The sequence below is a fragment of the Streptomyces sp. XM4193 genome (assembly GCF_023072595.1).
Classification (GTDB): domain Bacteria; phylum Actinomycetota; class Actinomycetes; order Streptomycetales; family Streptomycetaceae; genus Streptomyces.
Window position 1 is genome coordinate 326806 of the sequence record NZ_JALLGK010000003.1, and the last position, 24802, is coordinate 351607.

The following is a 24802-nucleotide window of genomic DNA, read 5'->3' on the forward strand; positions in this document are numbered from 1 at the left end:
TTCACAGGACCCGGTGGCCCCGCGCCCGAAGGGGCGTTCCCTACGATGGCCGACGTGAGCAGCGACACCGTGCCGTCGACGCACCAGGATCAGCGGGGGGACTCCCGCACGGATCAGTCGTCCTCCTGGCAGGGCCGGCTGCGGAGCTACGGCTACCGGCCGCGTCCGCGGATGTCCACGCGCGAGCGGTTGGTGCCGCCGTTCTCCGAGCGCTCCGGTGCTTCCCCGGGGAGCTGGTCGGCGCTGGCCTCGGAGTTCCGGGGCTGGGCCTGGGGCGGGCCGCTGCTGGTCACGTTCTTCGCCGGGCTGCTGCGCTTCTGGCAGTTGGGCACGCCGAACGCGGTGATATTCGACGAGACCTACTACGCCAAGGACGCCTGGTCGCTGCTGGAGCAGGGGTACGAGGGCTCCTGGGGCGAGGACGCCAACAAGGCGATCCTCGCCGACCGGCCCAGCACACCGCTGGGCGAGGACCCGTCGTACGTCGTGCATCCGCCGGTGGGCAAGTGGCTGATCGCCGTCGGACTGCGCCTCTTCGGGCTCGAACCGTTCGGCTGGCGCTTCATGATGGCCGTGCTCGGCGTGCTGTCGGTGCTGATGGTCTGCCGCATCGGCCGCCGCCTCTTCCGGTCGACCGCGCTGGGCTGCCTGGCCGGCGGGCTGATGGCCGTCGACGGGCTGCACTTCGTGATGAGCCGGGTCGCGCTGCTGGACCTGGTGCTGATGTTCTTCGTGCTGGCCGCCTTCGGCTGTCTGCTGATCGACCGCGACCGCACCAGAGCCAGGCTTGCCGCCGCACTTCCCGCCGACCGGCCCGATGCCGCCGTGGGCCGGATGAGTCTGGGGCTGCGACCGTGGCGCATCGCCGCCGGTGTCAGCCTGGGCCTGGCGATCGGCACCAAGTGGAGCGGTCTGTACGTGCTCGCCGCCTTCGGGCTGCTCGCGCTCTTCTGGGACGTCTCCGCACGCCGTACGGCCGGGGCCGCCAGGCCGTGGCGCACGGCGCTGCGCCGCGACTCCGTCCCCGCGTTCCTCTCGCTCGTGCCGGTGGCGCTGGTGCTGTACGTCGTCGGCTGGGTCGGCTGGTTCGCGACCAGGGGCGGGTACTTCAGGGACTGGGCCGCCGGGCGGCAGGGGCAGTCGCCGAGCGAGGTGAAGCTTCCGCTGCTGGGCGAGGTCTCACTGCCGGTGGTCGACCTGACCTGGGTGCCGGAGTCCCTGCGCAGCCTGTGGCACTACCAGGCCGAGGTCTACTCCTTCCACGTCAACCTCACCTCCGACCACAGCTACCAGTCCAGCCCGTGGAGTTGGCTGATCGTCGGACGTCCCGTCTCGTACCACTACAAATCGCGGGAGCTGGGCGAACGCGGCTGCACGGAGCAGAGCGGCTGCGCCCGTGAAGTGCTGGCGCTGGGCACCCCGGTGCTGTGGTGGCTGGGCATCGCCGCCCTGGCCTACGCCCTCTACCGGTGGGCGATGCGCCGGGACTGGCGCTCCGGCGCCCTGCTGTGCGGACTGGCCGCCGGCTATCTGCCCTGGTTCCTCTACTCGGACCGGACGATCTTCTACTTCTACGCGATCGTCTTCGTCCCGTTCCTGTGCCTGGCGGTCGCCCAACTGCTCGGTGCGATCGCCGGTCCACCGGGCAGTACGGAGTTCCGCAGAACGGTCGGACTGATCGTCGCGGGGGCGCTCGCGCTCCTGGTGGTCTGGAACTTCGTCTATTTCTGGCCCCTCTACACCGCGGGCGAGATCTCGCTGGACCAGTGGCGGGCCCGCATGTGGTTCGACACCTGGATCTGAACCGGCCCCGGTTCGTCCCCCAAGGAGTCCGCTCGGCCCCGACACCCCTGTGAGCAGCGGGAGTTCGGCGGCGGAGCGCGGGAGGCCGTCGACGGCCGGGCGGGTGGCGGTGAGCGCGTTCACGGGAGTGCTCTAGGGTGCCTCGCAGGCCCCGTGGCTGTCGGGGTTGGGGTGGAGAGTCAGGAATACGTTATGCGTGAAGGTCAGAGAATGGCGGTGATCGGTGCTGTCGCCGCTGCGGTGGTCGGCGCCGCGGGTTTCGGGGCGTACGCCCTCGTCGGGAGTGGGGACGACGAGTCGTCGGACCAGTCCCGGAGCAGTGGTTCGGACGCTGGGGAGAGCAAGTCGGAGTCGGTGGAGACCGGCCCGCCCAGCACCGAGGAAGTGCGGGCCACGGCAAAGAAGTTCCTGACGGCGTGGGAGGCCGGCGACATAGCCGACGCGGCCGCGCTGACCGACGACAAGGCCGCCGCCACCAAGGCGCTGACCAGCTTCGCCAAGGACGGCAAGGTCGGCACCGTCACCACCAGCGGCAGCAGCGCGAGCGGTGGGACGGTCGCGTACTCCGTGGTCGCCGAGATCTCGCACGGCGAGCTGGCCACCACCCTCGACTACCGGACCAAGCTGAAGGTGGAGCGCGACACCTCCAGCGGCAAGGTCGTCGTCGACTGGCAACCCACCGTGCTCCACCCGGAGTTGAGGAAGGGCCAGACGCTCGTCACGGACGCCGCCGGAGACCCGCCGATCACCGCGGTCGACCGCAACGGCAAAGAGCTGACCAAGCAGGCACACCCCGAACTCGGCGACATCCTCGACGACTTGCGCAAGCGCTACGGCGACAAGACCGACGGCACCGCCGGCGTCGAGACCCGCATCGTCACACAGCCCAAGGGCGAGAAGGGCGAGGAGAGCGAGAAGGCGAAGGACGCCAAGACGCTCAAGGTCCTCTCCAAGGGCACTCCGGGCCAGCTGAAGACCACACTGGACGCCGATCTCCAGAAGGCCGCGATGAAGGCCCTGGACGGTCGCGCCAAGGGCTCGGCGGTCGCGATCAAGCCCAGCACCGGCGAGCTGCTGGCCATCGCCAACACCCCGGCGACCGGCTTCAACTCCGCGATACGCGGCTCGCTCGCGCCGGGCTCGACCTGGAAGATCGTGACCGCGGGCATGCTGCTGGACAAGGGCCTGGCCGAGAGCGCGGCCAAGCACCCGTGCCCGAAGTACTTCACCTACGGCGGCTGGAAGTTCCAGAACCTCGACAAGTTCGAGATAAAGGACGGCACTTTCGCCGACAGCTTCGCCGCCTCCTGCAACACCGCGTTCATCAGCCGCGCACCCAAGCTGGAGAACGGCGACCTCGGCTCGTACGCCCGCAACACCTTCGGCCTCGGCCTCGACTGGCAGGTGGGCACCGGGACCTTCGACGGAGCCGTACCCACCCAGTCCGACGCCCAGATGGCCGCCTCGCTGATCGGCCAGGGCGCAGTGCGGATGAACCCGATGACCATGGCCTCGGTCGCTGCCACCGTGAAGGACGGCAGCTTCAAGCAGCCGATCATCGTCTCGCCGTCGCTGGACAACCGTCAGGTGGCCAAGGCCCCGAACGGTCTGTCCGCCGGCACCGCGGGCGAGCTGCGGGCGCTGATGAAGCGCACCGCGACCAACGGCACCGCGGCCGAGGCGATGGCCTCGGTGGGCGGTGACAAGGGCGCCAAGACCGGCTCCGCCGAGGTGGACGGCCAGAAGAAGCCGAACGCCTGGTTCACCGCGTACAAGGACGACCTCGCCGTCGCGGCCGTGATCCCCAACAGCGGGCACGGCGGCAAGAACGCCGGTCCGGTGGTCGCGACCATCCTCAACGCGGGCTGAGGCAGCCGCCGTTCAGTCCCGCGGCCGTGCGCACGGCCACGGCGCGCAAGGGCCCGACGCGAGATCTCCGTGATCCGCGTCGGGCCCTTCGCCGTGGTGCGGCGGCCCGCTCCGTCCGGCGCGGTCCCGGTCGGCGCGTGCCCGTCTGCCGCGTGCCCGTCAGCCGCGGCCCCGGTCGGCGCGTGCCGGCGTCGCCCTCGAAGTGCTCAGCCATCCCGTTTGCGTGCCGTCGCGAAGATCCGCCGGAAGGGGAACGTCGTCCCGTGCGGGCCCGTCGGGTACGCCTCGCGCAGCCGGTCCCGGTACTCCGCCAGGAACTCCTCGCGGGCCTCCTCGTCGCCCTCCAGCGCGGTCAGCACCGGCCGCAGCGCGGTGCCCCGAACCCAGTCCAGCACCGGGTCCCGCCCCTGGAGCAGCTGGACGTACGTGGTCTCCCAGGCCTCGGTCTCGCAGTCGAGCTCGGCGAGGCGCTGGAGGTACTCGTACGGCTCCAGGATGTGGACGTACCGTCGCCCCTGCTCGCGCAGTCGCTCGCGCCAGCGGGGGGAGTCGCACAGCTCGCCCAGCAGCGCGTGGCTGGGGGCGTTGAAGTTGCCCGGCACCTGGAAGGCCAGTACGCCGCCGGGGGAGAGCGCGTCCAGCCAGGACTTGAACGAGTCGGCGTGGCCGCGCACCCACTGGAGCGCGGCGTTGGAGACGATCAGGTCGTACGTCGTGTCCGGCTCCCAGTCGGCGATGTCGCCCCTGGCGAAGTCGAGTGTGCCGCCGCCCGGGGTGGGGCCGGCGTGTGCGGCGGCGCTGCGCAGCATCTGGGGCGAGCTGTCGAAGCCGGTGATGTGTGCGGTGGGCCAGCGTTCGGCGAGCAGCGCGGTGACGTTGCCGGGCCCGCAGCCGAGGTCGGCGATCCGTAAGGCGGCCCCCCTGCCCGCGGGCTCGGGCGTGCGGGCCAGGAGGTCGAGGAAGGGGCGGGTGCGATGACCTGAGTGGCGCAGATAGATCTGGGGGTCCCATTCGGGGGCGGTTGGCATGAGCGTCCTCCTTGCCGATGCGGGCCCGCTGCCTGTCAGGCGGGCCCCGCGGTCGAAGCCTTCCACCCGGCGGGCGGCGACATCCCTGCGTTTTTATCTTGACGTGAAGAAACTTCATGCCGACAGAACTACTACACTGTCCGCCATGGAGGACGAGGTCGATCGACTGGTTTCAGCATGGCGTCGCGAGCGCCCCGATCTCGACGTGGAGCCCCTGGAGGTGCTCAGTCGGGTCAGCAGGCTCGCGCGTCATCTCGACCGCGCCCGCCGGATCGCCTTCGCCGAACACGGCCTGGAGTCCTGGGAGTTCGACGTGCTCACGGCGCTGCGCCGGGCCGGCGACCCGTATCAGCTCTCGCCCGGACAGCTTCTCACCCAGACCCTGGTCACCTCCGGCACCATGACCAACCGCATCGACCGGCTGGCCAAGAAGGGGCTGGTCGAGCGGTTGCCCGACCCCAGTGACCGGCGCGGGGTGCTCGTCCGGCTGAGCGCCGAGGGCCGGGACCGGGCGGACCGGGCGCTGGCCGGGCTGCTCGCCCAGGAGCGCGCCATCCTCGTCGAGCTCTCCACCGCTCAGCGTGCCGAACTCGCCGCACTGCTGAGGCAGTTGACAGCGCCGTTCGACAACACCCCGCACTGACGCCCCTGCCGCGGCCCACCCGCCCGGCGCACAGCCACCGGTACGGGCGTCGCTGCCGACGTGGACGCCGCCGCGAAGGCCGTCACGAAGGCAGCCGCGCCCGACGCCGCGAAGGCCGCCACGGACGCCGCCGCCGGTACGGGCCGGGCGGCCGGTACCGGCGGCGGGGTCGCTTACGGCACCCGGTGCCGGTACCGGCGCATCAGACGGCTGCACGCTCCGCCGTGTCGACCGGGCTCACGCCGGCCCTGCGGGCGAGTGCCACCGCGGCCAGCGTGGAGTGCACGCCCAGCTTCCCGAGCACGTTCTGCATATGGGTGCGGACCGTGTGCGGCGAGAGGAAGAGCCGTTCGGCGACCGCCTTGCGGCCGAGCCCGCCGACCATGCAGCGCAGCACCTCGTGTTCGCGAGGGGTGAGCATCGCCACGAGTTGTTCGCTCTCGGTCCGGTGCCGGCGGGTGGTGGTCAACTCCCGCAGTACGCCGGTCAGCAGAGCGGGCGGCAGGTGGGTCTCCCCGCGCAGCACGCCGCGCAGCACCTGGAGCAGTCGGGACAGTGAGCAGTCCTTGGCCACCCAGCCGCAGGCGCCCGCCTGGAGCGCGGCAGCGGCCTTCCCCGCGTCGTCGCGCTCGGCCAGGATGACCGTGCGCAGTTCGGGTGTGGCGGCCACCAGTGCGGCCAGTTCGGGGCGGCCCGCGCTGTCGGCGGCCGGTTCGGCGCGGGACTGTGCGCCCGGGCCGGTCGTACCGCTCAACTCCGCGTCGATCAGCAGGATGCCGAACGGTCTGCCCGCGGCGCTCGCCTGGTTCAGGCAGCGTACGGCGGCCTGTGTGCTGCCCGCTGCGGCCACTTCGACGTCCTGTTCCGCTGCGAGAGCGGCGGCCAGCGATTCGGCGAAGATTCTGTGATCGTCGACGACCAGGACTCGAATACGTTGCACGTGCACCCCCATTTGTGCCGGAGATCGGATCAGGTTCGCGCGGGCGCGCCCACCGCCGGTAGTGACTGGTCGATGACGTGCGGCCACGGATGTGCACCGTGGTCGGACTTCTGTCCTGCGCATTCCCCTCTGAACGACTCCGGCCCCCACCGGCGTCGTTGAACAGCGTACGGATCGACGGCCCTTGGGGAAGGGGATTGGCAAAAGATCTGACACGCAGTGTCGTTGCCCCAGCTATGTACTTCGCAACTGCCATCGCGTGCAGGGGTACCGCCGGTAACTTCCAACTGCCGGGTAGGTCACCGGTGTTCGGCGGGCATCGCAGGATCGTTTCGGCGAAATCCCGACACCGTCGATCCGCTACGAACCCCCTGCTCCGCCGGTGTCTCCCGGGCTGCCGCCGGGGTGGCCCGCCGCCCGCTCCAGGAGCCCCGTACGGGCCGCCAGGGCCGCCGCCTCCAGGCGCGAACCGACGTCCAGTTTCATCAGAACCCGCTGCACATGCGTACGTGCGGTGCTCGGTGCGATCCGCATCCCGTCCGCGATCGCCTGGGTGTCCTCGCCCTCGGAGACGCGCAGCAGCACCTCCACTTCCCTGCGGGTGAGCAGCGCGAGCAGCCGGGAACCCTCGTCGTCCGCCTGCGGAGGAGGGTTGAGCAGCGCGTCGAACGCCTCGCTCAACAGCTGCGGGGCGACCGCCACCTCGCCCGCCCGGGCACGCAGCGCCGCCCGCTCCACGCCGTCGATGCGCTCGTCCTGCCGTACGTAGCCGCAGGCGCCCGCGGCGAACGCGGCGGCCACTCCTCGGGTGTCGGGCACCGGGCCGAGCACCACCACCGCGGTCGCGGGGCGCTCCTTGCGGATGCGCAGCACTCCCTCGAACGCCCCCGGTGCGGACGGGGTCGAGGTGCCCCACAGACAGACCTCCGGCGATCGGGCCAGGGCCAGTTCGGCCGCTCCCGGGCCCGGGGCCGCGGCTGCGACCACCCGGTGCCCCCTGAGCTTGAGGGCCGAGGCGAGGGCCTCGGCGAGCAGTCTGTGGTCGTCCACGACCATGAGTCGCACAGTCATCACTCCCCCTGTTTTCGAGTTCGGTCCGGCGCCACGTCTCGCCCCCCGGCGCGATGTTCCCGTGCCGGGGAAGCTACACGCACCACTGGCCCGATGTGCTGGAACCGGACAGAAAGCGGTCGTGCGGGGCCCGCGCCCGTATTGTTGTGGACACGACGAAGCCGGGTGGTACGCGCGCTCGCGTACCACCCGGCTTCGTCGTCCGTCCCGCGGCCTCAGCGGATCGCGACCAGCCAGGTCGTGCGGTCGTCGATACGGCTGGGCAGCCGGGTGTTGACGAGGAAGAGGGTGTTGTCGGCCCAGTAGAGTGCGTTGGAGTACGTGTCCCTGGCCTTCTCCCGCTCGTCGGCGCTGAACTCCAGGACCTGCTTGGGAGTTCCGCCCTTCTTCGGGTCGAGCGACATGACGCCGCCGCCGCCGTCGTAGTTGCCCTGCTCGAGGGTGAGGAGCTTGCCGTCGTGCATGCCCACCGGGTTGGTGCGGCCCTCGACGCTCGGCTCGGCCGTCCAGACCATCTTGCCGGTCTCCAGGTTGAACCCGGAGACGGCGTTGGTGCTGCGCTCCTTGCCGTCGTAGGTCTCGGTCTCCAGCATGATCATGCCGCTGTCCTTGTCGACCACCGCGTTCTGGCAGGAGTCCAGCGCGTGGCTGGGCTGGCAGGTGATGCGGTAGCGCTCGGGGTCGATCTTGATCCGCTTCTTGAGCTTGAGGGTCTCCTCGTCGAGCACCGCGATGTTGTTGAGCTTGGAGCTCAGACCCTGCGGCGAGAGGCCGACGACCAGGGGGCTGGTCGAGAAGACGCGCTTGACCTCGACGCCCTTGGGCACCTTCCACTCGGCGGTCTGCTCGCCCTTCTGGTCGAACTTGCGCAGCTTGCCGTCGGTGCCGAGCAGGCACTGGTGGAGCACGATGAAGTTCTCGCCGCCGGCGTATCCCTGGTCGGAGCAGCCGGCCTCGGTGCTGGACCACAGCTCCTTGCCGTCGCTCAGCCGGTAGCCGACCCGGCCGCCGGTCCACGACATGCCCGCGAGGTCACCACTGACGGCGAGGTGGGCGTAGTCCGCGTTGGGCAGATCGCTGGTCTCGCGGCTGGGCAGGTCCTTCTCCCAGAGCTTCTTGCCCTTGGTGATGTCGAAGCCCATCACCTTCTCGCACTTGGCGCCCCACTGGACCAGGGTCTTGCCGCCGCTGCTGGTGGAGGCCATGCTGCAGCTGTCGCCGCGGATGAACTTCTCCTTCCAGTCGGGCTTCCCGGTCTTGATGTTGTAGGCGACCAGGCCGTCGGGCTCGTACTTGACGATGTTGCCGCCGGAGAAGAGCACGCCGTGCGCCTGCTTGCTCAGCTCGCCCTCGAAGCCCTTGGGGACCGGGGCCTCCCAGGCGATCTCCGCGTCCGAGTCCTGCTTGGGCACGGTGCTGGGGGGCTCGTCCCCTCCCGCATCCGGGTCGCCGCCCTTGGGCTCGGACTGGCCCGGCTTGTCCGCCTGGGAATCGCCGTCGTCCTTGGTGACCACAAAGACCGTGCCGACGGCGATCACCGCGACCGCGACGACCGCGGCGCACACCATCAGGATCTTCTTGTTGTTGTTCCCCGGCTGCGGGCCGCCCGGCGCCTGCTGCATCGGAGTCGTGGGCTGCTGCCCGTACGGGCCGGGGCCGCCGGCGTACGGGTTGGGGCCGGTCGGCTGTCCCGGCGGGGGAGTCTGCGGGTAGCCGTAGCCGCCGCCGGGCGGGGTCTGCGGATAGCCGTACCCGCCGGAGGGCGGCGGGCCGGTCGGCGGCCCGGGAGGAGGAGAGGGCGGGCCACCGGGCTGCTGCGGGTAGCCGTACGAGGGGTCCTGAGGACCGCCGAAGCCGCCGGAGGGCGGCTGGTTCGGAGGTGGAGGCGGCTGCGACATGGAGATCCTTCGTCAACTGTCACGGACCGATTTGCCCCATCCCCGCGTTCCCCCGTAGGGACGAGCGAATCGGACAGCAGGCCCGCCGGCGTGTGGACGGCCCAACTCTGTTGAGCCCAGGCATTTGTATCAAAGGACGGAGTTGACCCGACTACTGGTTCCCGGCGAAGGGTTGAGCCCGATATCGGCTCGGAACGACTCCGTTATCACCCGGCTGCAAAGTGGCGGACCGTCAGCGGATTCGCCGGTTCAGCTGTCGTCTGCCAGCTCCAGCCAGCGGCCCTCCAGCTCCTCCTGCTGAGAGGCCAGTTCGCGGAGTTTGCCGTCGAGTTCCGCGACGAGCGCGAAGTCCGTTGCGTTCTCCGCCATTTCCGCGTGGAGTTTTGATTGATTTTCGGTGACTTTGTCCAGCTGGCGTTCGATGCGCTGGAGTTCTTTCTGCGCCGCGCGGGACACCGCGGCCGGCTTGCCGGAACCGCCGGACTTCTCGGCGGGCGCCGCGGACTGCGCGGGCGCCGCGACCCGGTCCGCCTCCTGCCTGGCCTGTGCGCGCCGCTCCAGATACTCGTCGATACCGCGCGGAAGCATCCGCAGTCGGGAATCGCCGAGCAGGGCGAACACCCGGTCCGTGGTGCGCTCCAGGAAGAAACGGTCGTGGCTGATCACCACGAGAGAGCCGGGCCAGCCGTCCAGCAGGTCTTCCAACTGCGTCAGGGTCTCGATATCCAGGTCGTTCGTCGGTTCGTCGAGGAAGAGCACATTCGGTTCGTCCATCAGCAGTCGAAGGATCTGCAACCGGCGGCGTTCTCCGCCGGAGAGATCGCCGACATGGGTCCACTGCTTCTCTTTCACGAAACCGAAACGCTCGCAGAGCTGCGAGGCCGACATCTCCCGGCCCTTGCCCAGGTCGACGCGCGAACGCACCTGCTCCACCGCTTCCAGGACCCGCAGCTGCGGCCGCAGTTCGGCGACCTCCTGGGAGAGGTAGGCCAGCCGCACCGTCAAACCTGTCTTGATCCGGCCGCCCGAGGGCTGCACCCGGCCCTCGCTGCCGGCCGCGTCCGCGAGCGCGCGCAGCAGCGAGGTCTTGCCCGCGCCGTTCACCCCGACCAGGCCCACCCGGTCGCCCGGGCCCAGCTGCCAGGTCAGCCGCTCCAGCAGGACCTTCGGCCCGGCCTTGACGGTGACGTCCTCCAGATCGAAGACGGTCTTGCCCAGCCGGGAGTTGGCGAAGCGCATCAGCTCGGCGCTGTCCCTGGGCGGCGGCTCGTTCGCGATCAGCTCGTTGGCCGCCTCGATGCGAAAGCGCGGCTTGCTCGTACGGGCGGGGGCGCCGCGGCGCAGCCAGGCCAGCTCCTTGCGCATCAGGTTCTGCCGCTTGACCTCCTCGGTCGCGGCGATCCGCTCGCGCTCCGCACGGGCGAAGACGTAGTCGCTGTACCCGCCGTCGTACTCGTGCACCTGACCGCGCTGCACGTCCCACATCCGCGTGCAGACCTGGTCGAGGAACCACCGGTCGTGGGTGACGCAGACCAGGGCGCCGCGGCGGTTGCGCAGATGGCCGGCGAGCCAGGCGATGCCCTCGACGTCCAGGTGGTTGGTCGGCTCGTCGAGCACCAGCAGGTCCTGCTCGGCGATCAGCAGCTTCGCCAGCGCGATGCGCCGGCGCTCACCGCCCGAGAGCGGGCCGATCACGGTGTCCAGGCCCTCGGCGAAGCCGGGCAGCTCCAGCCCGCCGAAGAGGCCCGTGATGACGTCCCGGACACGGGCGTCGCCGGCCCACTGGTGGTCGGCGAGGTCGCCGAGCACCTCCTGCCGCACGGTCGCAGCCGGGTCCAGGGAGTCCCGCTGGCTGAGCGAACCGAGCCGCAGCCCGCCGGAGTGCGTCACCCGCCCGCTGTCCGGCGCCTCCGCCTTGGCGAGGATCTGGATCAGGGTCGTCTTCCCGTCGCCGTTGCGCCCGACGACGCCGATCCGGTCCCCCTCGCTCACGCCGAGGGAAACGCCGTCCAGCAGTGCGCGCAGCGCGTACGCCTTGCTGACGGCTTCCAGATTGACGAGGTTGACGGCCATGAAGCTCCTATCCGGCGAACGGGTGCGCGGTCCAGCTTATTTCGTCCCGGCGGCGCTCCGTGCGGGCCCCCGAGCCCGCCGGGGGCGGACCCGCCGGACCCGCCGGACGCACCGCGAACCCGCCGTGAAATCAGGCGAATCCGCTCCAAAGTGCGAAAAGAGGGGCAAGGCGGGTGATCGGTCAAGCACAGGTTGACCAGCGTCCCGGGCATGGCCAAGGATCGCCGCCATGCCCACCAAAAAGCGCAGCCGCACCCGACGCGCGGGGGAGAGCGCGTACGGTGCCCTGCTGCTCGGCCGCAACATCCTGATTGGACTCGTCGCGGTCGTCCTGCTGGTCGCGGGTGTGTGGACCTCCTGGGACAACGCGCAGCACGCGATGTTCCCCAAGGACGGCAACACCGGGACCATGACCGTCGAAGCCTGCTCGGACGGCAGGTGCAGCGGCCCCTTCGTCTCCGAGTCCGGCGGCTCCGCCCCCTCCGAGGTACGGATCAACGAGTCGGCCACCCGCGACCTCGGCGACACCCTCGCCGTCAGCATCAAGCCCGGTACGGACGAGGTCGTCCGCACCGGTGCGGGCGGCATCCTGCACTCCTGGATCCCGTTCGGCGGCGCGCTGGCGCTGGCGGCGGTGGTCGTCGGCGGCGGACTGCGGATGAAGCGCACGGGCTGGACGCTCGGTGTCTCGGGGATCGCGTTGATGGTCGGCGCCTTCGTCGCGCTGTAGTCCCGCATCGCGCTGTCCCGCGCCGTACCCCTCGCCGTCCCCGAGCGCGCGCCCGCGCCCGCACCACCGAGCCGTGTCCCCGCGCGCCGTGCCGGCATACGCGCCCCCGTGCCCGCATACGCGTCCCGTGCCGGCATACGCGCCCTGTGCGCCCGTACGTGCCACGCGCCCGCGTACGGGCCTGCTCCGCCGCTCGCGGGCCGCGCGCCCCGTGCCCGCCGCGCGGCGCGGGCCGCCCGCGCCGCCCCGGGGGACGGCCGCGAACGGCCCGCGCGCGGCGAACTGCCCTGCGGTCAGCCGGTGTTGCGAAGCCCCGCCGCGACGCCGTTGACGGTCAGCAGCAGCGCCCGGGAGAGCAGCGGGTCCGGCTCGTCACCGCGGTCCTCCTCCAGTCGCTGCCGGTGCAGCAGCGCGACCTGGAGGTAGGAGATCGGGTCCAGATAGGCGTCCCTGATCCGCAGCGTCTGCCGCAACACCGGGTTGGACTCCAGGAGTTCGCTCTCGCCGGTGATCCGCAGCACCTCGCGCACCGTCAGCTCGTGCTCGGCCTCGATGGCCTCGAAGATGTGCCGGAGCTCGCCCGGAACCAGGGTGTCGACGTAGTGGCGCGCGATCCGCAGATCGGTCTTGGCGAGCGTCATCTCCACGTTGGACAGGAAGTTGCGGAAGAAGTGCCAGTGCTCCTGCGCCTCGCCCAGCACACTGTCCAGCCCGGCCTCCCTGGCCGCCTTCAGCCCGCTGCCGACGCCGAACCAGCCCGGCACGATCTGCCGCGACTGGGTCCAGCCGAACACCCAGGGGATCGCCCGCAGCCCGTCGAGCCCGGCGCCGCTGTCCGGACGCCGGGACGGCCGCGAACCCAGGTGCAGTTCGGCGAGCTGGCCGACCGGGGTGGAGGCGAAGAAGTACGCCGGCAGGTCCGGGTCCTCCACCAGCCTGCGGTACGCGGCGTGAGCGGCGTCCGAGACGGTGTCCATCGCCGCGTCCCAGCGGGCGAGCGCCTCGTCGGACTGGCGCGGCTCGGTGTGCAGCGCGGAGGCCCGAAGCGTCGCCGAGACGGTCAGCTCCAGGTTCTCCCGGGCCAGCGAGGGCACCAGGTACTTGTCCGAGATGACCTCGCCCTGCTCGGTCACCTTGATCTCGCCGTCCAGCGTGCCGTACGGCTGCGCCAGGATCGCGTCGTGCGTCGGCCCGCCGCCGCGTCCGACGGTGCCGCCGCGGCCGTGGAAGAGCCGCAGCCTCACCCCGTGCCGGTGCGCCACGTCGCGCAGCCTGCGCTGGGCGCGGTGGATCTCCCACTGCGAGGTGGTGATGCCGCCGAACTTGGAGGAGTCGGAGTAGCCGAGCATGACCTCCTGGAGGTCGCCGCGCAGCGAGACCAGCTTGCGGTAGGAGGGATCGGAGAGCATCGCGTCCAGCAGCTCGTCCGCGATCTTCAACTCGTCGGTCGTCTCCAGCAGCGGAACGATGCCGATCCGTGCCCAGCCGGCGTGCAGGTCGACCAGACCGGCCTCGCGCGCCAGCACCAGCGCCGCCAGCACATCGTCCGCGCCCTGGCACATCGAGATGATGTACGACTCGATGACCTCGGGCCCGAAGGTGTCCAGCGCCCTGCGGACGGTGCCGAAGACGCCGAGCGTCTTGGCGCCCGCCTCGTCCAGCGGCGCCGGGGTCGGTGCCAGCGGGCGGCGCGAGCGCAACTCCTTGGCCAGCAGCCGGTGTCGGTAGTCGCGCGGCATGTCCTCGTAGCGCCAGGACTCCTCGCCCAGCCGGTCGAAGAGCTGGCCGAGGGCGTGGTGGTGGGCGTCGGCGTGCTCCCGCACGTCCATGGTGGCCAGCTGGATGCCGAAGGCGGCGATGGTGCGCAGCACCCGCGCCAGCCGTCCGTCGGCGACCAGCCCGCCCCGGTGTGCGCGCAGCGACTCCTGGACGAGGGTGAGGTCGGCGAGCAGCTGTCCGGTGCCCAGGTAGTCGCGGCCCGGCACGTGCGGACCGTCCTTGGCGAGGCGGGTGCGGGTGTTGAGGAGCTTCTGCCGGATGCAGGTGACCTTGAGCCGGTAGGGCTCCTCGGCGTTCAGCCGCTTGTAGCGCGGGGTGATCTCCGGGAGCCGGTCGAGGTCGGTCTGGAGGGAGTCCAGCAACTCCTGGGTGGCGCCGCAGTTGCGGATCGAGTTGGACAGCGCTCCGCGCAGCTGGTCGATGTGGGCCAGCGCCTGGGTGATGCCGTGCTCGTGCTGGAGGATCAGCACGTCCCAGGTGACCTGCGGGGTGACGTTCGGGTTGCCGTCGCGGTCGCCGCCGATCCAGGTGCCGAAGGTCAGCGGGCGGGCGTCGGGCGGCAACGGGGCCCCGGCGCGCTCCAGTTCGTCGGCCAGGTCCTCCAGCAGGTCGCCGACGGCGCCGCGGTGCAGCTCGCTGAGGTAGTACACCGCGTTGCGCGCCTCGTCGGCGGGCTCCGGGCGGGCCACCCGCAGCTCGTCGGTCTGCCAGATCAGGTCGATGTTCTCGGCGAGGCGCAGATCGGTGCGGCGGCTGTCGGCCGCGCCCGGAGTGCCCGCGCCCTCCAGCAGCTCGGCGACCTTGCGCAGCTTGGTCAGGACCGAGCGGCGCGCCGCCTCGGTCGGGTGGGCGGTGAACACCGGCCGTACGCCGAGGTTGTTGGCCGTCTGCCGCAGATGCGCGGGGTCGGCGTCCTTGAGCATGTCCGCGGTACGGGCCAGCTGCCCGCCCTCGGTCGCCCGGCGCTCGCGCAGCTCGCGGCCGCGGTGCACCTGCTCGGTGACGTTCGCCAGATGGAAGTAGACGGAGAACGCGCGGACCAGCTTGGCCGCCGTCTCCAGGTCGGTCTCGCCCAGCAGGGCCGCCGCCGCCTCGCCGTCGCTGCGCGTCAACGCCCGTACGCGCTCGACGAGCTCCAGCAGCTCGGGTCCCTCCTGCCGTACGAGTGTCTCGCCGAGCAGATCGCCGAGTCTGCGGATGTCCGCGCGCAGCGCGGTGGTGTCCTCGACGGTCTCCGGGTTCTCCGGACCGTCCGCCGGGTCTGTGTGCTCTCGATCGCGCGGGTCGGGGAAGCTCTGCGTGCGGTCGGCACTGCTCATGGGGTGCGGCTCCTTGCGCATATCGACGGCTCAACGGCACCCGCGCGGCCGGCCGTCGGAGGTGCGCTGCGGGCCGTACGCCGGAAAGTGCCGCCCGGCGTACCCCGGAACGCGCCTCCCGGTACCTCCACCGGGCGCCACGGGTCGCTTCGTTCGCTTGTGGCAGGTCGCGGACCGCGCTGTCCGACGCCCCAAGGTCCCAAGGATAGGCGGCGCGTCCCGCGGACACCCCGGCAGTCCATCAGGCGGTACCCGCCCGCGCCGCCACGACACGTCCCCGGGCCCTATGACCTGCCCGTCGAGCCGCCCCGCGACCGAAGCCGGTGGACCGTCCCGGAGGCGGCGCGGCGGCCCGGTGTCCGGACGGCGGGGGAAACCGGCTGGGACCACGTACCGGCAGACGGCATGATGAGACCTGTGGCGAGTGACGACAGAGGAAGCGGCAGCACCGACATGACCAAGACCTCCTCGCGGCGCGCCAGAAGGCGCATGACCGGCAAGGAGCGGCGAGAACAACTGCTGGACATCGGCCGGGTCCTCTTCTCCGAACGCGGCTTCGAGGGCACCTCGGTCGAGGAGATCGCGGCCAAGGCCGGGGTCTCCAAGCCGGTGGTGTACGAGCACTTCGGCGGCAAGGAGGGCCTCTACGCGGTCGTGGTCGACCGGGAGATGCGGCAGCTCCTGGACATGGTGACCGAGGGGCTGACGGCCGGCCATCCGCGGGAGCTGCTGGAGCAGGCGGCGTTCGCACTGCTGGACTACATCGAGCAGCACACGGACGGTTTCCGGATCCTGGTGCGGGACTCGCCCGTGACCCAGACCACCGGCAACTTCGCCTCGCTGATCAGCGATATCGCCACCCAGGTCGAGGACATCCTCGGTCTGGAGTTCAAGGCGCGCGGCTTCGACGCGAAGCTCGCGCCGCTGTACGCGCAGGCGCTGGTGGGCATGGTGGCGCTGACCGGCCAGTGGTGGCTCAACGTGCGCAAGCCCAAGAAGGCCGAGGTCGCCGCGCATCTGGTCAACCTCGCCTGGCACGGGCTGGACGGGCTGGAGCCCAAACCGAGGCTGATCGGCCACCGCAAGGCATGAGCCCCGCGCGGGCGGCGTCGCGTGGCGGGTGCGCGGCGGGGCAGGTACGTGTGCCGCACGCGCGGGCGGGGGCGCCTGGCCCGCTGCCGCTCAGGAGTTGTAGGTGCTCTGGGCCCGTTCGAGGCCGGCGGTGAGCAGCGTCTCCACCGCGTCCGCCGTACGGTCGACCAGGTACTCCAGCTCCTTGCGCTCGGCGCCCGAGAAGTCCTTGAGCACGTAGTCGGCGACCGCCATCCGGCCGGGCGGCCGGCCGACGCCGAACCGGGCGCGGTGGTAGTCGGGGCCGAGGGTCTTGGTGAGCGAGCGCAAACCGTTGTGCCCGTTGTCGCCGCCGCTCTTCTTCAGCCGCAGCGTGCCGTACGGGATGTCCAACTCGTCGTGCACCACGACCAGTCGGGACAGGTCCACCTTGTAGAAGTCCAGCAGCGAGGCGACCGGGCCGCCGGAGACGTTCATGAAGGACATCGGTTTGGCGAGCACCACCCGTGTGCTGTCCACGCCCGGCGTGCCGATGCGGCCCTCCAACACCTGCGAACGGGAGGCCTTGTGCGATTTGAAGGCGCCGCCCATCCGCTCGGCGAGCAGGTCGGCGACCATGAAGCCGACGTTGTGCCGGTTGCCCGCGTACTGCGGGCCGGGGTTGCCGAGCCCCGCGACGAGCCAGGGACCGGTGGACGTCTCGCTCATCGCGTGTGCTCCCGATGGGGTTGCGGAAGTGAAGGGTGTACGCGTCCGCGGGGCGGCGGCTGCTCCGCGCTCCGGCGGCGCCGTCGGAGGGGCACCGCCGCGGACGAAGAGCCCCGCGCGACCAGTCTGCGGTCGCGCGGGGCCCGGGCGCGGAACTACTCCGCGGCAGCCTCGGACTCGTCGGTCTCGGCAGCCGGCTCCTCGGCCTGCGCGGCCAGGACCTGCAGGACGACGGTCTCGTCCTCGACGTCCAGCTCGGTGCCCTTGGGCAGCTTGATGTCCTTCGCCTGGATGCTGTCGCCGGCGACCAGGCCCTCGACGGAGACGGTGATGCCGTCGGGGATGTGGGTCGCCTCGGCGATCACCGGCAGCGCGCTGAGCACGTGCTCGAGCAGGTGCTGGCCGGGGCCCAGGTCGCCCTCGGCGTGGACCGGGACCTCGACGTTGACCTTCTCGCCCTTCTTCACCAGGAGGAGGTCGATGTGGACCAGGAAGCCGCGGATGGCCTCGCGCTGGATCGCCTTGGGGATGACCAGCTCCTGCTTGCCCTCGATGTCCAGGGAGATCAGGGCGTTGGAGGTCTTGAGGGCCATCATCAGGTCGTAGCTGGGGATGGCGACGTGCATCGGGTCGGTGCCGTGACCGTAGATCACGCCGGGGACCAGCTCGGCACGGCGCAGACGGCGGGCGGAGCCCTTGCCGAACTCGCTGCGGACGGTGGCCTTGATCTTCGCGTCAGCCATGGGAACGCTCCTCGTGTCTTGTCGAAGGACCTGCGGCGTCACCCGGCCCACGACAGACCTTGCTGCGAAGAGCGCGTCGATAACGGATCGCCGTCCGCGGTGTCCGCGGGACCGGCATCCCTCGCCGAGCAACGTCTCGCATCGTACCCGCCGCCGCCCAGTACACCCAATCCGGCCCCGGGGCAAGCGAACGGGGCCGGTCCGCTCGGTCTCCCGAACGTCCCGACCCCGGTCGGTGGTGCCTGTGCGCGGCTGTCGCGCGACGGCGGTGCTGCTCGCGGCGGTACTCGCGGAAGAAGGGGCGCTCAGCGCTCCTCCTCCTCGAAGAGGCTGGTGACCGACCCGTCCTCGAACACCTCGCGCACCGCGCGGGCGATGGTCGGCGCCATCGACAGCACGGTGATCTTGTCGATGTCCAACTCCTCGGGAGTGGGCAGGGTGTTGGTGAAGACGAACTCGCTGACCTTGGAGTTCTTCAGCCGGTCGGGCGCGGGGTGGGAGAGGATGCCGTGCGTCGCGGTGACCACGACCTCCTCGGCGCCGTTGGCGTACAGGGCGTCGGCCGCGGCGCAGATGGTGCCGCCGGTGTCCACCATGTCGTCGACCAGCACGCACACCCGGTCCTTGACGTTGCCCACGACCTCGTGGACGGTCACCTGGTTCGCCACGTCCGGGTCGCGGCGCTTGTGCACGATCGCCAGCGGGGCGCCGAGCTTGTCGGCCCAGCGGTCGGCGACACGCACACGGCCGGCGTCCGGGGAGACGATGGTCAGCTTCTCGCGGTCCACGCGCTCACCGATGTACTGGGTCAGCACCGGCAGTGCGAAGAGGTGGTCGACGGGCCCGTCGAAGTAGCCCTGGACCTGGTCGGCGTGGAGGTCCACGCTCACCACGCGGTCGGCGCCGGCCGTCTTCAGCAGATCGGCCATCAACCGGGCGGAGATGGGCTCGCGTCCGCGGTGCTTCTTGTCCTGGCGGGCGTAGCCGTAGAAGGGGATGACGACGGAGATGCTGCGCGCCGACGCCCGCTTGAGGGCGTCGATCATGATCAGCTGCTCCATGATCCACTTGTTGATCGGAGCGGTGTGGCTCTGGATCAGAAAGCAGTCGGCGCCGCGCACCGACTCCTTGAAACGCACGTAGATCTCGCCGTTGGCGAAGTCGATCGCCTTCGTGGGGACCAGGTCCACCCCGAGCTCCTGGGCGACCTCCTCCGCGAGCTTCGGGTGGGCGCGGCCGGAGAAGAGCATCAGCTTCTTCTCGCTGGTCGTCTTGATCCCGGTCACTGCACCGTCTCCTTGAGTTCTGCTGAGTGTGCGCTTCTCACCGTACGCCCTCGGTCGCCGCGCCAGGGGGCGCAATGGCTGCTCGGGACAGTGACTCTCGCAACTGTCCGATCAGGTTGACGGCCCGCGTGATCAGGGCACTTGTGCGAACGGCGGCCGTGCGACAGAGGTCCGTGCACCCGCCCGCCTCCGCACTCGGGCCGGGCCGCACAGGGGCGTGTGCCCGCTGTGCGACCCGGCCCGCACCGCACCGTCAGGACTGCCGAACGCCGTCCGAACCGCCCTGCTCCCGGGCCGACTCGGCCGCCTGCGCCGCCGCACTGCCGGGACGCTTGCGCGCGACCCAGCCCTCGATGTTCCGCTGCTGGCCGCGCGCCACCGCCAGCGAACCGGCGGGCACGTCCCGGGTGATGACCGAACCCGCCGCGGTGTACGCGCCGTCGCCGACCGAGACGGGAGCCACGAACATGTTGTCCGAGCCGGTCTTGCAGTGCGATCCGATCGTGGTGTGGTGCTTGGCCTCGCCGTCGTAGTTCACGAAGACGCTCGCCGCACCGATGTTGGTGTGGTCGCCGATCGTCGCGTCGCCCACGTAGCTCAGATGCGGCACCTTGGTGCCCTCGCCGATCGTGGCGTTCTTCATCTCCACGTACGTCCCGGCCTTCGCCCCCGGCCCCAGCGAGGTGCCCGGGCGCAGATAGGCGTACGGACCCACTCCCGCTCCGGCGCCGACCCGGCTCTGCACCGCGACGGTGTTGACCACCGTCGCACCCTCGCCGACCTCGGTGTCCGTCAGCCTCGTGTTCGGTCCGACCTCGCAGCCGGCCGACAGGTGGGTGCGGCCCAGGAGTTGGGTGCCCGGGTGGACGACCGCGTCCGGCTCGACGGTGACCCGCACGTCGATCCAGGTGCTCGCGGGGTCGACCACGGTCACGCCGGCGAGCATCGCCGCCTCCAGCAGGCGGTCGTTGAGCAGCCTGCGCGCCTGCGCCAGCTGGACCCGGTTGTTGATGCCGGCGATCTCCCGGTGGTCGCCCGCCGTCGAGGCCCCCACCCGGTGCCCGGCCTCGCGCAGGATGCCGAGCACGTCGGTGAGGTACTCCTCGCCCTGGCTGTTGTCCGTGCTCACGCTGCCCAGGGCGTCGCCCAGCAGCTCCGCGTCGAAGGCGAACACCCCGGAGTTGATCTCGCGGATCGCCAACTGCGCCCGGTCGGCGTCCTTGTGCTCGACGATCGCCGTGACGCTGCCGTCCTCGGCGCGGACGATGCGCCCGTAGCCGGTGGCGTCCGGCACCTCCGCGGAGAGCACCGTCACCGCGTTGCCCTCGCTCTCGTGGGTCTCGGCGAGCGAACGCAGCGTGGCGCCGGTGAGCAGCGGGGTGTCACCGCACACGACGACGAGCGTCCCGCGCGGGCGCACCCCCTCGGCGGCCAGCGCCTCCAGCCCCATCCGCACCGCGTGCCCCGTGCCGTTCTGCTGGTCCTGAACGGCCGTGCGCACCTCGCCGTCCAGCGCGCCCAGGTGTGCGGAGACCTCCTCCCGGGCGTGACCGACGACCACCACCAGGTGCTCGGGGTCCAGTTCGCGGGAGGCGGCGACCACATGGCCGACGAGGGAGAGACCGCAGATCTCGTGCAGGACCTTCGGCTTCGTCGACCGCATACGGGTCCCCTCACCCGCGGCGAGGACGACGACGGCTGCGGGGCGTTTGGCGCTCACAGGGATGCCCTTCGGCTTCGGGTGAATGTCACCCGCAGGATACCGGCCGAACCCGCCCCGCCCGGCGCTGGCCTGCACCGGTGCGCGCCGCCGCACGGCCGGTGCGCGGGGCGCCGCGCACCGCCCGCCCGCCGCGGGGGACGCGGGACGCGAGGAGGCGTGCGGCGCGCATCGGCGCCACGTCGGCCGGGGTACGAGCGGGGCGTGCGGTGGGGCGCGAACCGGGGCGTGCGGTGCCGGCGCGAACCGGTGGCGCGGCGGCGCGCGGTCGGCGGCGCTGCGGGGGCCGGTCGGTGGGCCGGTCGACCGGGGGAGCGCGCTCAGCGGTGGTCGGCGCCGACCGTTCGGCGGGCCGGACGGCCGGAGAGCTCGGCCAACATCCCCTGCACGGACCGCAGATGGCCGTTCAGCTCGGCACGGCGTTCGGTGCTGCGGCGCTGCGAACGCTCCACCTCGGCCCGTACCAGCTCGGCCCGGGCCGCCGCCTCGGTCAGCACCTCGGCGGCCCGGGCCTCGGCGTCCTCGCGCTGGTGCCGGGCGCTCTCCTCGGCCTCCGCGTACGCGCGCCGGGCCGCGGCCCAGGCCCGTTCGCCGCGTTCGGTGAGGGCCGAGACATGTGCCTGCCCCTCCACCTCCCGGCGCGACAACTCCCGGACGAGGGCCTCCCAGCGCTCGCGGTGCTCGCGCTGCTGGTTGGCCAGCAGCGCCGCGCCCCGGCGGCGCGCCTCCGCCACCCGCGCCCGTCCCGACTCCTCGGTCTCCGCCGCGTCCGCCCGCGTCACGGCCAGCGCCTCCCGGGCCGCCGCCCGGGCCTGCCGCACCGCGTCCTTCGCCCGAGCCCGGGCCTGCGCCCGCCGGCACTCGGCGGCCTCCTCCGCCCGGGTGCACCGGGACTGCCCGTCCTCGCGCGCCGCCGCCCGCTGCTCCGCCGCGTCGGCCGCCGCCGCCCGCGCGATCCCGGCCGCCTCGGCCTCCGCCTCGCGCAGCAGCGCCCGCGCGCGCCCGCCGAGCGCTTCGAAGGTCGGCTCGGGCAGGGTCGCCACCGCGCCGCGCAGACGTTCGGTCTCCTCCGTCAACTCCCGCGCCAGCACCGCGAGTCGGCCCTCCTGCTCCCGCAGTTCCGCGCACTCCCGCTCCAGCGCCGCCACCCGCTCGTCGACCTGCGCGGGCCGGTAACCACGGCCGCGTACCACCGAGAACCCGTGCGGAGACTGATCCGAAGCCAATGCGAGCCCCTCACCTGGACGACTGCGCCGCCTCCCCGCAACAGGGCAGAACCCACAGAGGGTGCGATTCGCCCATAGCGTGACAGTACGGCCTAACCGGTCTCCAAGGATGGGGCATCAGCGGCCCCCGAACACGTACGGCACCCCGGTCGCCGCGGGTGTGTCTCGGCGGCAACCGGGGTGCGGCGCAGTGGAGTTAGCGGTGGAGCCGCGGCGTGCGCGCCTACAGCAGGCCGTCCCACAGCTGTTCGAGGATGACCGACCACCAGGTCTCGGTGGAACCCAGCGCCGCCGGGTCCAGAGCCGCCAACTGCTGCTGGAAGTCCACCGTCCAGCGGCCCGCCTGGTCCGGTGTGAGCCCGTACCGAAGCGGCCACATCCGGCCCAGCATCGCCAACGAACGAGCGAACTCCGGCAGGCCCGTGTTGACGAACTGCGGCGTCGCCGGCTGTCCGTCCGGCGAGCCCTCCAGCGGCACCGCCACGATGTGCGCCGTGCCGTACTGCACACAGATCTGGCGCCCGTAGTCGTTGCCCATCACCAAGTACGAACCCGCGTCCGAGCCCGGCTGCACGCCGCGCTCCTGCGCCAGCTCCGCCAACGTCGGTATCGGCCGCCCCGGCTGCGCCTGCGCCCAGAAGAACGGCGGCACCTCCAGCGGCAGTCCGGACCACATCAGCGTCTGCGCCACCACGTCCGGCACGCCCTGCCGGGAGACCGCCATCTGGTCGAAGCGGAACATCCCCTGCCCGAACGCCTGGCCCAACTCGTGCCCGATTCCGTCCAGCGGAATCGGCGGTGCCTGCTGCACCGGCATCAGCGCAGCCCGCACCGGCGCGTGCCGAGCGGGCGCGTCCGCCACCTGGTGCAACTCGCCCTGGTGCTCGACCAGATGACGCATGCCCTGCTGCCGGGAGGCGTGGTCGCGCCCGTACGGAGCGGTGTGCGAGATCCGCACCTGGGGCCAGGCCTCCTTGACCATGCGCGCGCAGTAGCCACCGGGCAGGTCGCAGCACTCCAGCTCGGTGTGCAGCTCCAGGACCTGCTCCGGCGGAATGTTCATCCCGCGCAGCTCCTGCATGATCTGCCACTCGGGGTGCGGCAGCCCGGGCGCCGCTCGACGGATGAGCTTCTGCTCGCTGCCGTCCGGAGCGCGGTAGGTGAGCACCGCCATGTACCCGGGGCCGACGAGCGGCTGCCCCGCCTGCGGCTGGTAGCCGCCCTGGGGCGGCTGCGGGTGGTGGCCGGACTGCCCGTGCTGTACGTGCTGCCCGTGCTGGCCGTGTCCCTGCGGGGGCCCGGCGGGGCCGGTCGGTCCGGCAGGTCCGGTCGGTCCGGCGAGCATCGTCGCGGCGTGGTGGACGCCGCCCGAACCACCCGGCGCACCGGGGGAGTTGGGCGGCGACGGCGGCTGCGGGCCACCGGTCGCACCCGGATCGGCGAGCATCGTCGCCGCGTGGTGCACCCCGCCCGAACCGCCGGACGAGGGGTCGGCGGGCGGGGGAGCGGTGCCCTGGCCGGGCTGGAGCCCCTGCCCGCCCTGGCTCGCCACCTCGTCGGCGGACACCAACTGCGTGGGCTCGTACGCCTTTCCGGCCGCGGCTGCGCCCGGCGCGCCGGACGGGCTGCCCGCCGCCGGCCGGGCGCCCGGGGTGCCCGGAGCGCTGGGCGGGGGCGGCACGGAGCGTCCGCCCGCCCCGCGCGACGGCCGCGCCGTGCGTCCGGGCGCCGGGGGCGCCGGACGCGGCGCACCGCTGGTCGGTATGTCCGCCATGTCCGCCGCGTCGCCCGTTGCGGAAGGGGCGGGCGGTGCGGGCGGGGGTGTGCCGCCGGCCATCATCCCGGGGTCGGCGAGCATCGTCGCCGCGTGGTGCACCCCGCCCGGTCCGCTGTCGGAAGCACCCGAACCCGCCGGGGGCTCGCCGGAGTCGGCCGGCCCCGGCGCCGGGGCAGCCTGCGGGGACTCGGCCGGTGGCGCCTGCGGAGCGGGCTGAGACGGCTGGTCCGGCGCGTCGGACCGCTTGTACGCGGGTGACAGCCGGGTCACCGGCAAGCCGCTGCCGTCCGGCAGCAGTTGTGTCTTGGCCTCGGTGCTGTACCGGCCGTCGGCGGTCTGCCCGCCCTCGTCCTCGTCCTGGTCGCTGCCGCTGATCGGCGGCGCGAAGACCGTCGCCGGCGGCGCGACCGAGGGGCCCGAACCCGAATCGGAGGTGTCCGCCCAGGAGACCGCGCCGGAGGACGGCGAGGACCAGGCGGCGGGCGGCGGCGTCGCGGGCGCGGACTGCGGCGCGGCGGGCGGAGGTGTGGCGGGCGGGGGCGCGGCAGGCGGCATCGACGGCGGCGGTGTCGCGGGCGCGGGGCCGGCGGACGGCGGGGGCGTCGACAGGACCGGCCCGCTGCCCCAACCGCCCGTGCCCGCACCGGAGTCGGCGCCCGTACCGGAACCGGCACCCGTACCGGAGTCGGCGCCCGCGGGCGTGGACGAGCCGGCCGGGCTGCGCGTACCCGTGCGGTTGTCGGGGACGCCCATCCGGTCCGCGGCCTCCTGCAACCAGTCCGGCGGCGACAGCAGGAAGGACGTCGACTCCAGATCCACCCGCTTCGGCGGCTCGGGCGCCGGAGGCGCGGCGGCCCCGGAACCGTAGGACTCCTCGTACCGCCGCACCACCTCCTCCGGCGGCAGCGCCGGCCACAGCGTCGTATCGCCGCTGTCCCGCGCGATCACCAGCCGTGCCGCACCGCCGTCGGAGGTCGGACCGTCCGCCCGGTCCTGCGCCCACACCACGTAGCCGAGATCGAACTCCAGCACCTGCACCTCACGGTGCTGGTACGCCGGCACACCGCCGTTGACCCAGTGCTCGGCGCGCTCGCGCGCCTGTGCGAGTGTCACCATCA

17 protein-coding genes are annotated in these 24802 nt (G+C 72.0%); 5 read left to right on the plus strand and 12 right to left on the minus strand.

Translation table 11 applies throughout. From position 1 onward, the window contains the following. The first annotated feature begins 45 nt into the window (after positions 1-45). Positions 46-1803 carry a dolichyl-phosphate-mannose--protein mannosyltransferase gene (locus MTQ01_RS12570; protein WP_247489683.1) on the plus strand — a complete coding sequence of 586 codons (1758 nt, stop codon included), beginning with the start codon at positions 46-48 and terminating at the stop codon, positions 1801-1803. Between the two features lie 192 nt (positions 1804-1995). Beyond that, entirely contained in the window at positions 1996-3672 is a 1677-nt protein-coding gene (locus tag MTQ01_RS12575; RefSeq protein WP_247489686.1) for a penicillin-binding transpeptidase domain-containing protein, read from the plus strand. Positions 3673-3878: 206 nt separating this feature from the next. Here MTQ01_RS12575 and MTQ01_RS12580 read toward each other — a convergent pair whose 3' ends face one another. After that, positions 3879-4700 carry a trans-aconitate 2-methyltransferase gene (locus MTQ01_RS12580; RefSeq protein ID WP_247489687.1) on the minus strand — a complete coding sequence of 274 codons (822 nt, stop codon included), beginning with the start codon at positions 4698-4700 and terminating at the stop codon, positions 3879-3881. Positions 4701-4845: 145 nt separating this feature from the next. On the opposite strand from MTQ01_RS12580, the gene MTQ01_RS12585 reads away from it, so the two are divergent. Further along, on the plus strand, positions 4846-5343 hold the full coding sequence (locus tag MTQ01_RS12585; RefSeq protein WP_247489689.1) for a MarR family winged helix-turn-helix transcriptional regulator: 498 nt from the start codon (positions 4846-4848) through the stop codon (positions 5341-5343). A 202-nt stretch (positions 5344-5545) separates the two neighbouring features. Here MTQ01_RS12585 and MTQ01_RS12590 read toward each other — a convergent pair whose 3' ends face one another. The 4 genes from MTQ01_RS12590 to MTQ01_RS12605 form a co-directional block, all read right to left on the minus strand. Beyond that, positions 5546-6295: a response regulator transcription factor gene (locus MTQ01_RS12590; RefSeq protein WP_247489691.1), complete on the minus strand. Its 750-nt coding sequence runs from the start codon at positions 6293-6295 to the stop codon at positions 5546-5548. 348 nt (positions 6296-6643) lie between these two features. Beyond that, complete coding sequence (locus MTQ01_RS12595) at positions 6644-7354, minus strand: LuxR C-terminal-related transcriptional regulator (protein WP_247489693.1); 711 nt, start codon at positions 7352-7354, stop codon at positions 6644-6646. Positions 7355-7569: 215 nt separating this feature from the next. Continuing rightward, the gene (locus MTQ01_RS12600; protein WP_247489695.1) at positions 7570-9252 is read right to left on the minus strand and encodes a PQQ-binding-like beta-propeller repeat protein; all 1683 of its coding nucleotides are present in this window, start codon (positions 9250-9252) and stop codon (positions 7570-7572) included. A gap of 249 nt (positions 9253-9501) precedes the next feature. Further along, on the minus strand, positions 9502-11325 hold the full coding sequence (locus MTQ01_RS12605; protein ID WP_247489696.1) for an ABC-F family ATP-binding cassette domain-containing protein: 1824 nt from the start codon (positions 11323-11325) through the stop codon (positions 9502-9504). A 229-nt stretch (positions 11326-11554) separates the two neighbouring features. Here MTQ01_RS12605 and MTQ01_RS12610 point away from each other — a divergent pair, with 229 nt between their 5' ends. Next, positions 11555-12055, plus strand: a complete 501-nt coding sequence (locus tag MTQ01_RS12610) for a hypothetical protein (RefSeq protein ID WP_247489698.1) — start codon at positions 11555-11557, stop codon at positions 12053-12055. 293 nt (positions 12056-12348) lie between these two features. Here the strand turns inward: MTQ01_RS12610 and ppc are convergent, their stop codons facing one another. Next, complete coding sequence (gene ppc / locus MTQ01_RS12615; RefSeq protein ID WP_247489701.1) at positions 12349-15153, minus strand: phosphoenolpyruvate carboxylase; 2805 nt, start codon at positions 15151-15153, stop codon at positions 12349-12351. Between the two features lie 408 nt (positions 15154-15561). On the opposite strand from ppc, the gene MTQ01_RS12620 reads away from it, so the two are divergent. Continuing rightward, on the plus strand, positions 15562-16245 hold the full coding sequence (locus MTQ01_RS12620) for a TetR/AcrR family transcriptional regulator (protein WP_247490037.1): 684 nt from the start codon (positions 15562-15564) through the stop codon (positions 16243-16245). A gap of 90 nt (positions 16246-16335) precedes the next feature. Here the strand turns inward: MTQ01_RS12620 and pth are convergent, their stop codons facing one another. The 6 genes from pth to MTQ01_RS12650 all read right to left on the minus strand — a co-directional run bounded on the left by pth (position 16336) and on the right by MTQ01_RS12650 (position 24800). Further along, complete coding sequence (gene pth / locus MTQ01_RS12625) at positions 16336-16932, minus strand: aminoacyl-tRNA hydrolase (RefSeq protein WP_247489703.1); 597 nt, start codon at positions 16930-16932, stop codon at positions 16336-16338. Between the two features lie 155 nt (positions 16933-17087). Next, entirely contained in the window at positions 17088-17675 is a 588-nt protein-coding gene (locus MTQ01_RS12630; RefSeq protein ID WP_247489704.1) for a 50S ribosomal protein L25/general stress protein Ctc, read from the minus strand. 305 nt (positions 17676-17980) lie between these two features. Next, positions 17981-18961, minus strand: coding sequence for a ribose-phosphate diphosphokinase (locus MTQ01_RS12635; protein ID WP_247489706.1), 981 nt, complete (start codon positions 18959-18961; stop codon positions 17981-17983). Positions 18962-19214: 253 nt separating this feature from the next. Then, complete coding sequence (gene glmU / locus MTQ01_RS12640) at positions 19215-20681, minus strand: bifunctional UDP-N-acetylglucosamine diphosphorylase/glucosamine-1-phosphate N-acetyltransferase GlmU (protein WP_247489708.1); 1467 nt, start codon at positions 20679-20681, stop codon at positions 19215-19217. 320 nt (positions 20682-21001) lie between these two features. Next, a complete protein-coding gene (locus MTQ01_RS12645; RefSeq protein ID WP_247489710.1) occupies positions 21002-21907 on the minus strand; it encodes a cellulose-binding protein in 906 nt (301 codons plus the stop codon). Between the two features lie 223 nt (positions 21908-22130). After that, on the minus strand, positions 22131-24800 hold the full coding sequence (locus tag MTQ01_RS12650) for an SUKH-4 family immunity protein (RefSeq protein WP_247489711.1): 2670 nt from the start codon (positions 24798-24800) through the stop codon (positions 22131-22133). Between the last annotated feature and the right edge of the window lie 2 nt (positions 24801-24802).

Coding starts and splice junctions, on each gene's coding strand:
- MTQ01_RS12570 (WP_247489683.1), top strand. CDS start 46: ATGGCCGACGTGAGCAGCGACACCGTGCCGTCGACGCACCAGGATCAG.
- MTQ01_RS12575 (WP_247489686.1), top strand. CDS start 1,996: ATGCGTGAAGGTCAGAGAATGGCGGTGATCGGTGCTGTCGCCGCTGCG.
- MTQ01_RS12580 (WP_247489687.1), bottom strand. CDS start 4,700: ATGCCAACCGCCCCCGAATGGGACCCCCAGATCTATCTGCGCCACTCA.
- MTQ01_RS12585 (WP_247489689.1), top strand. CDS start 4,846: ATGGAGGACGAGGTCGATCGACTGGTTTCAGCATGGCGTCGCGAGCGC.
- MTQ01_RS12590 (WP_247489691.1), bottom strand. CDS start 6,295: ATGGGGGTGCACGTGCAACGTATTCGAGTCCTGGTCGTCGACGATCAC.
- MTQ01_RS12595 (WP_247489693.1), bottom strand. CDS start 7,354: ATGACTGTGCGACTCATGGTCGTGGACGACCACAGACTGCTCGCCGAG.
- MTQ01_RS12600 (WP_247489695.1), bottom strand. CDS start 9,252: ATGTCGCAGCCGCCTCCACCTCCGAACCAGCCGCCCTCCGGCGGCTTC.
- MTQ01_RS12605 (WP_247489696.1), bottom strand. CDS start 11,325: ATGGCCGTCAACCTCGTCAATCTGGAAGCCGTCAGCAAGGCGTACGCG.
- MTQ01_RS12610 (WP_247489698.1), top strand. CDS start 11,555: ATGCCCACCAAAAAGCGCAGCCGCACCCGACGCGCGGGGGAGAGCGCG.
- ppc (WP_247489701.1), bottom strand. CDS start 15,153: ATGAGCAGTGCCGACCGCACGCAGAGCTTCCCCGACCCGCGCGATCGA.
- MTQ01_RS12620 (WP_247490037.1), top strand. CDS start 15,562: ATGAGACCTGTGGCGAGTGACGACAGAGGAAGCGGCAGCACCGACATG.
- pth (WP_247489703.1), bottom strand. CDS start 16,932: ATGAGCGAGACGTCCACCGGTCCCTGGCTCGTCGCGGGGCTCGGCAAC.
- MTQ01_RS12630 (WP_247489704.1), bottom strand. CDS start 17,675: ATGGCTGACGCGAAGATCAAGGCCACCGTCCGCAGCGAGTTCGGCAAG.
- MTQ01_RS12650 (WP_247489711.1), bottom strand. CDS start 24,800: ATGGTGACACTCGCACAGGCGCGCGAGCGCGCCGAGCACTGGGTCAAC.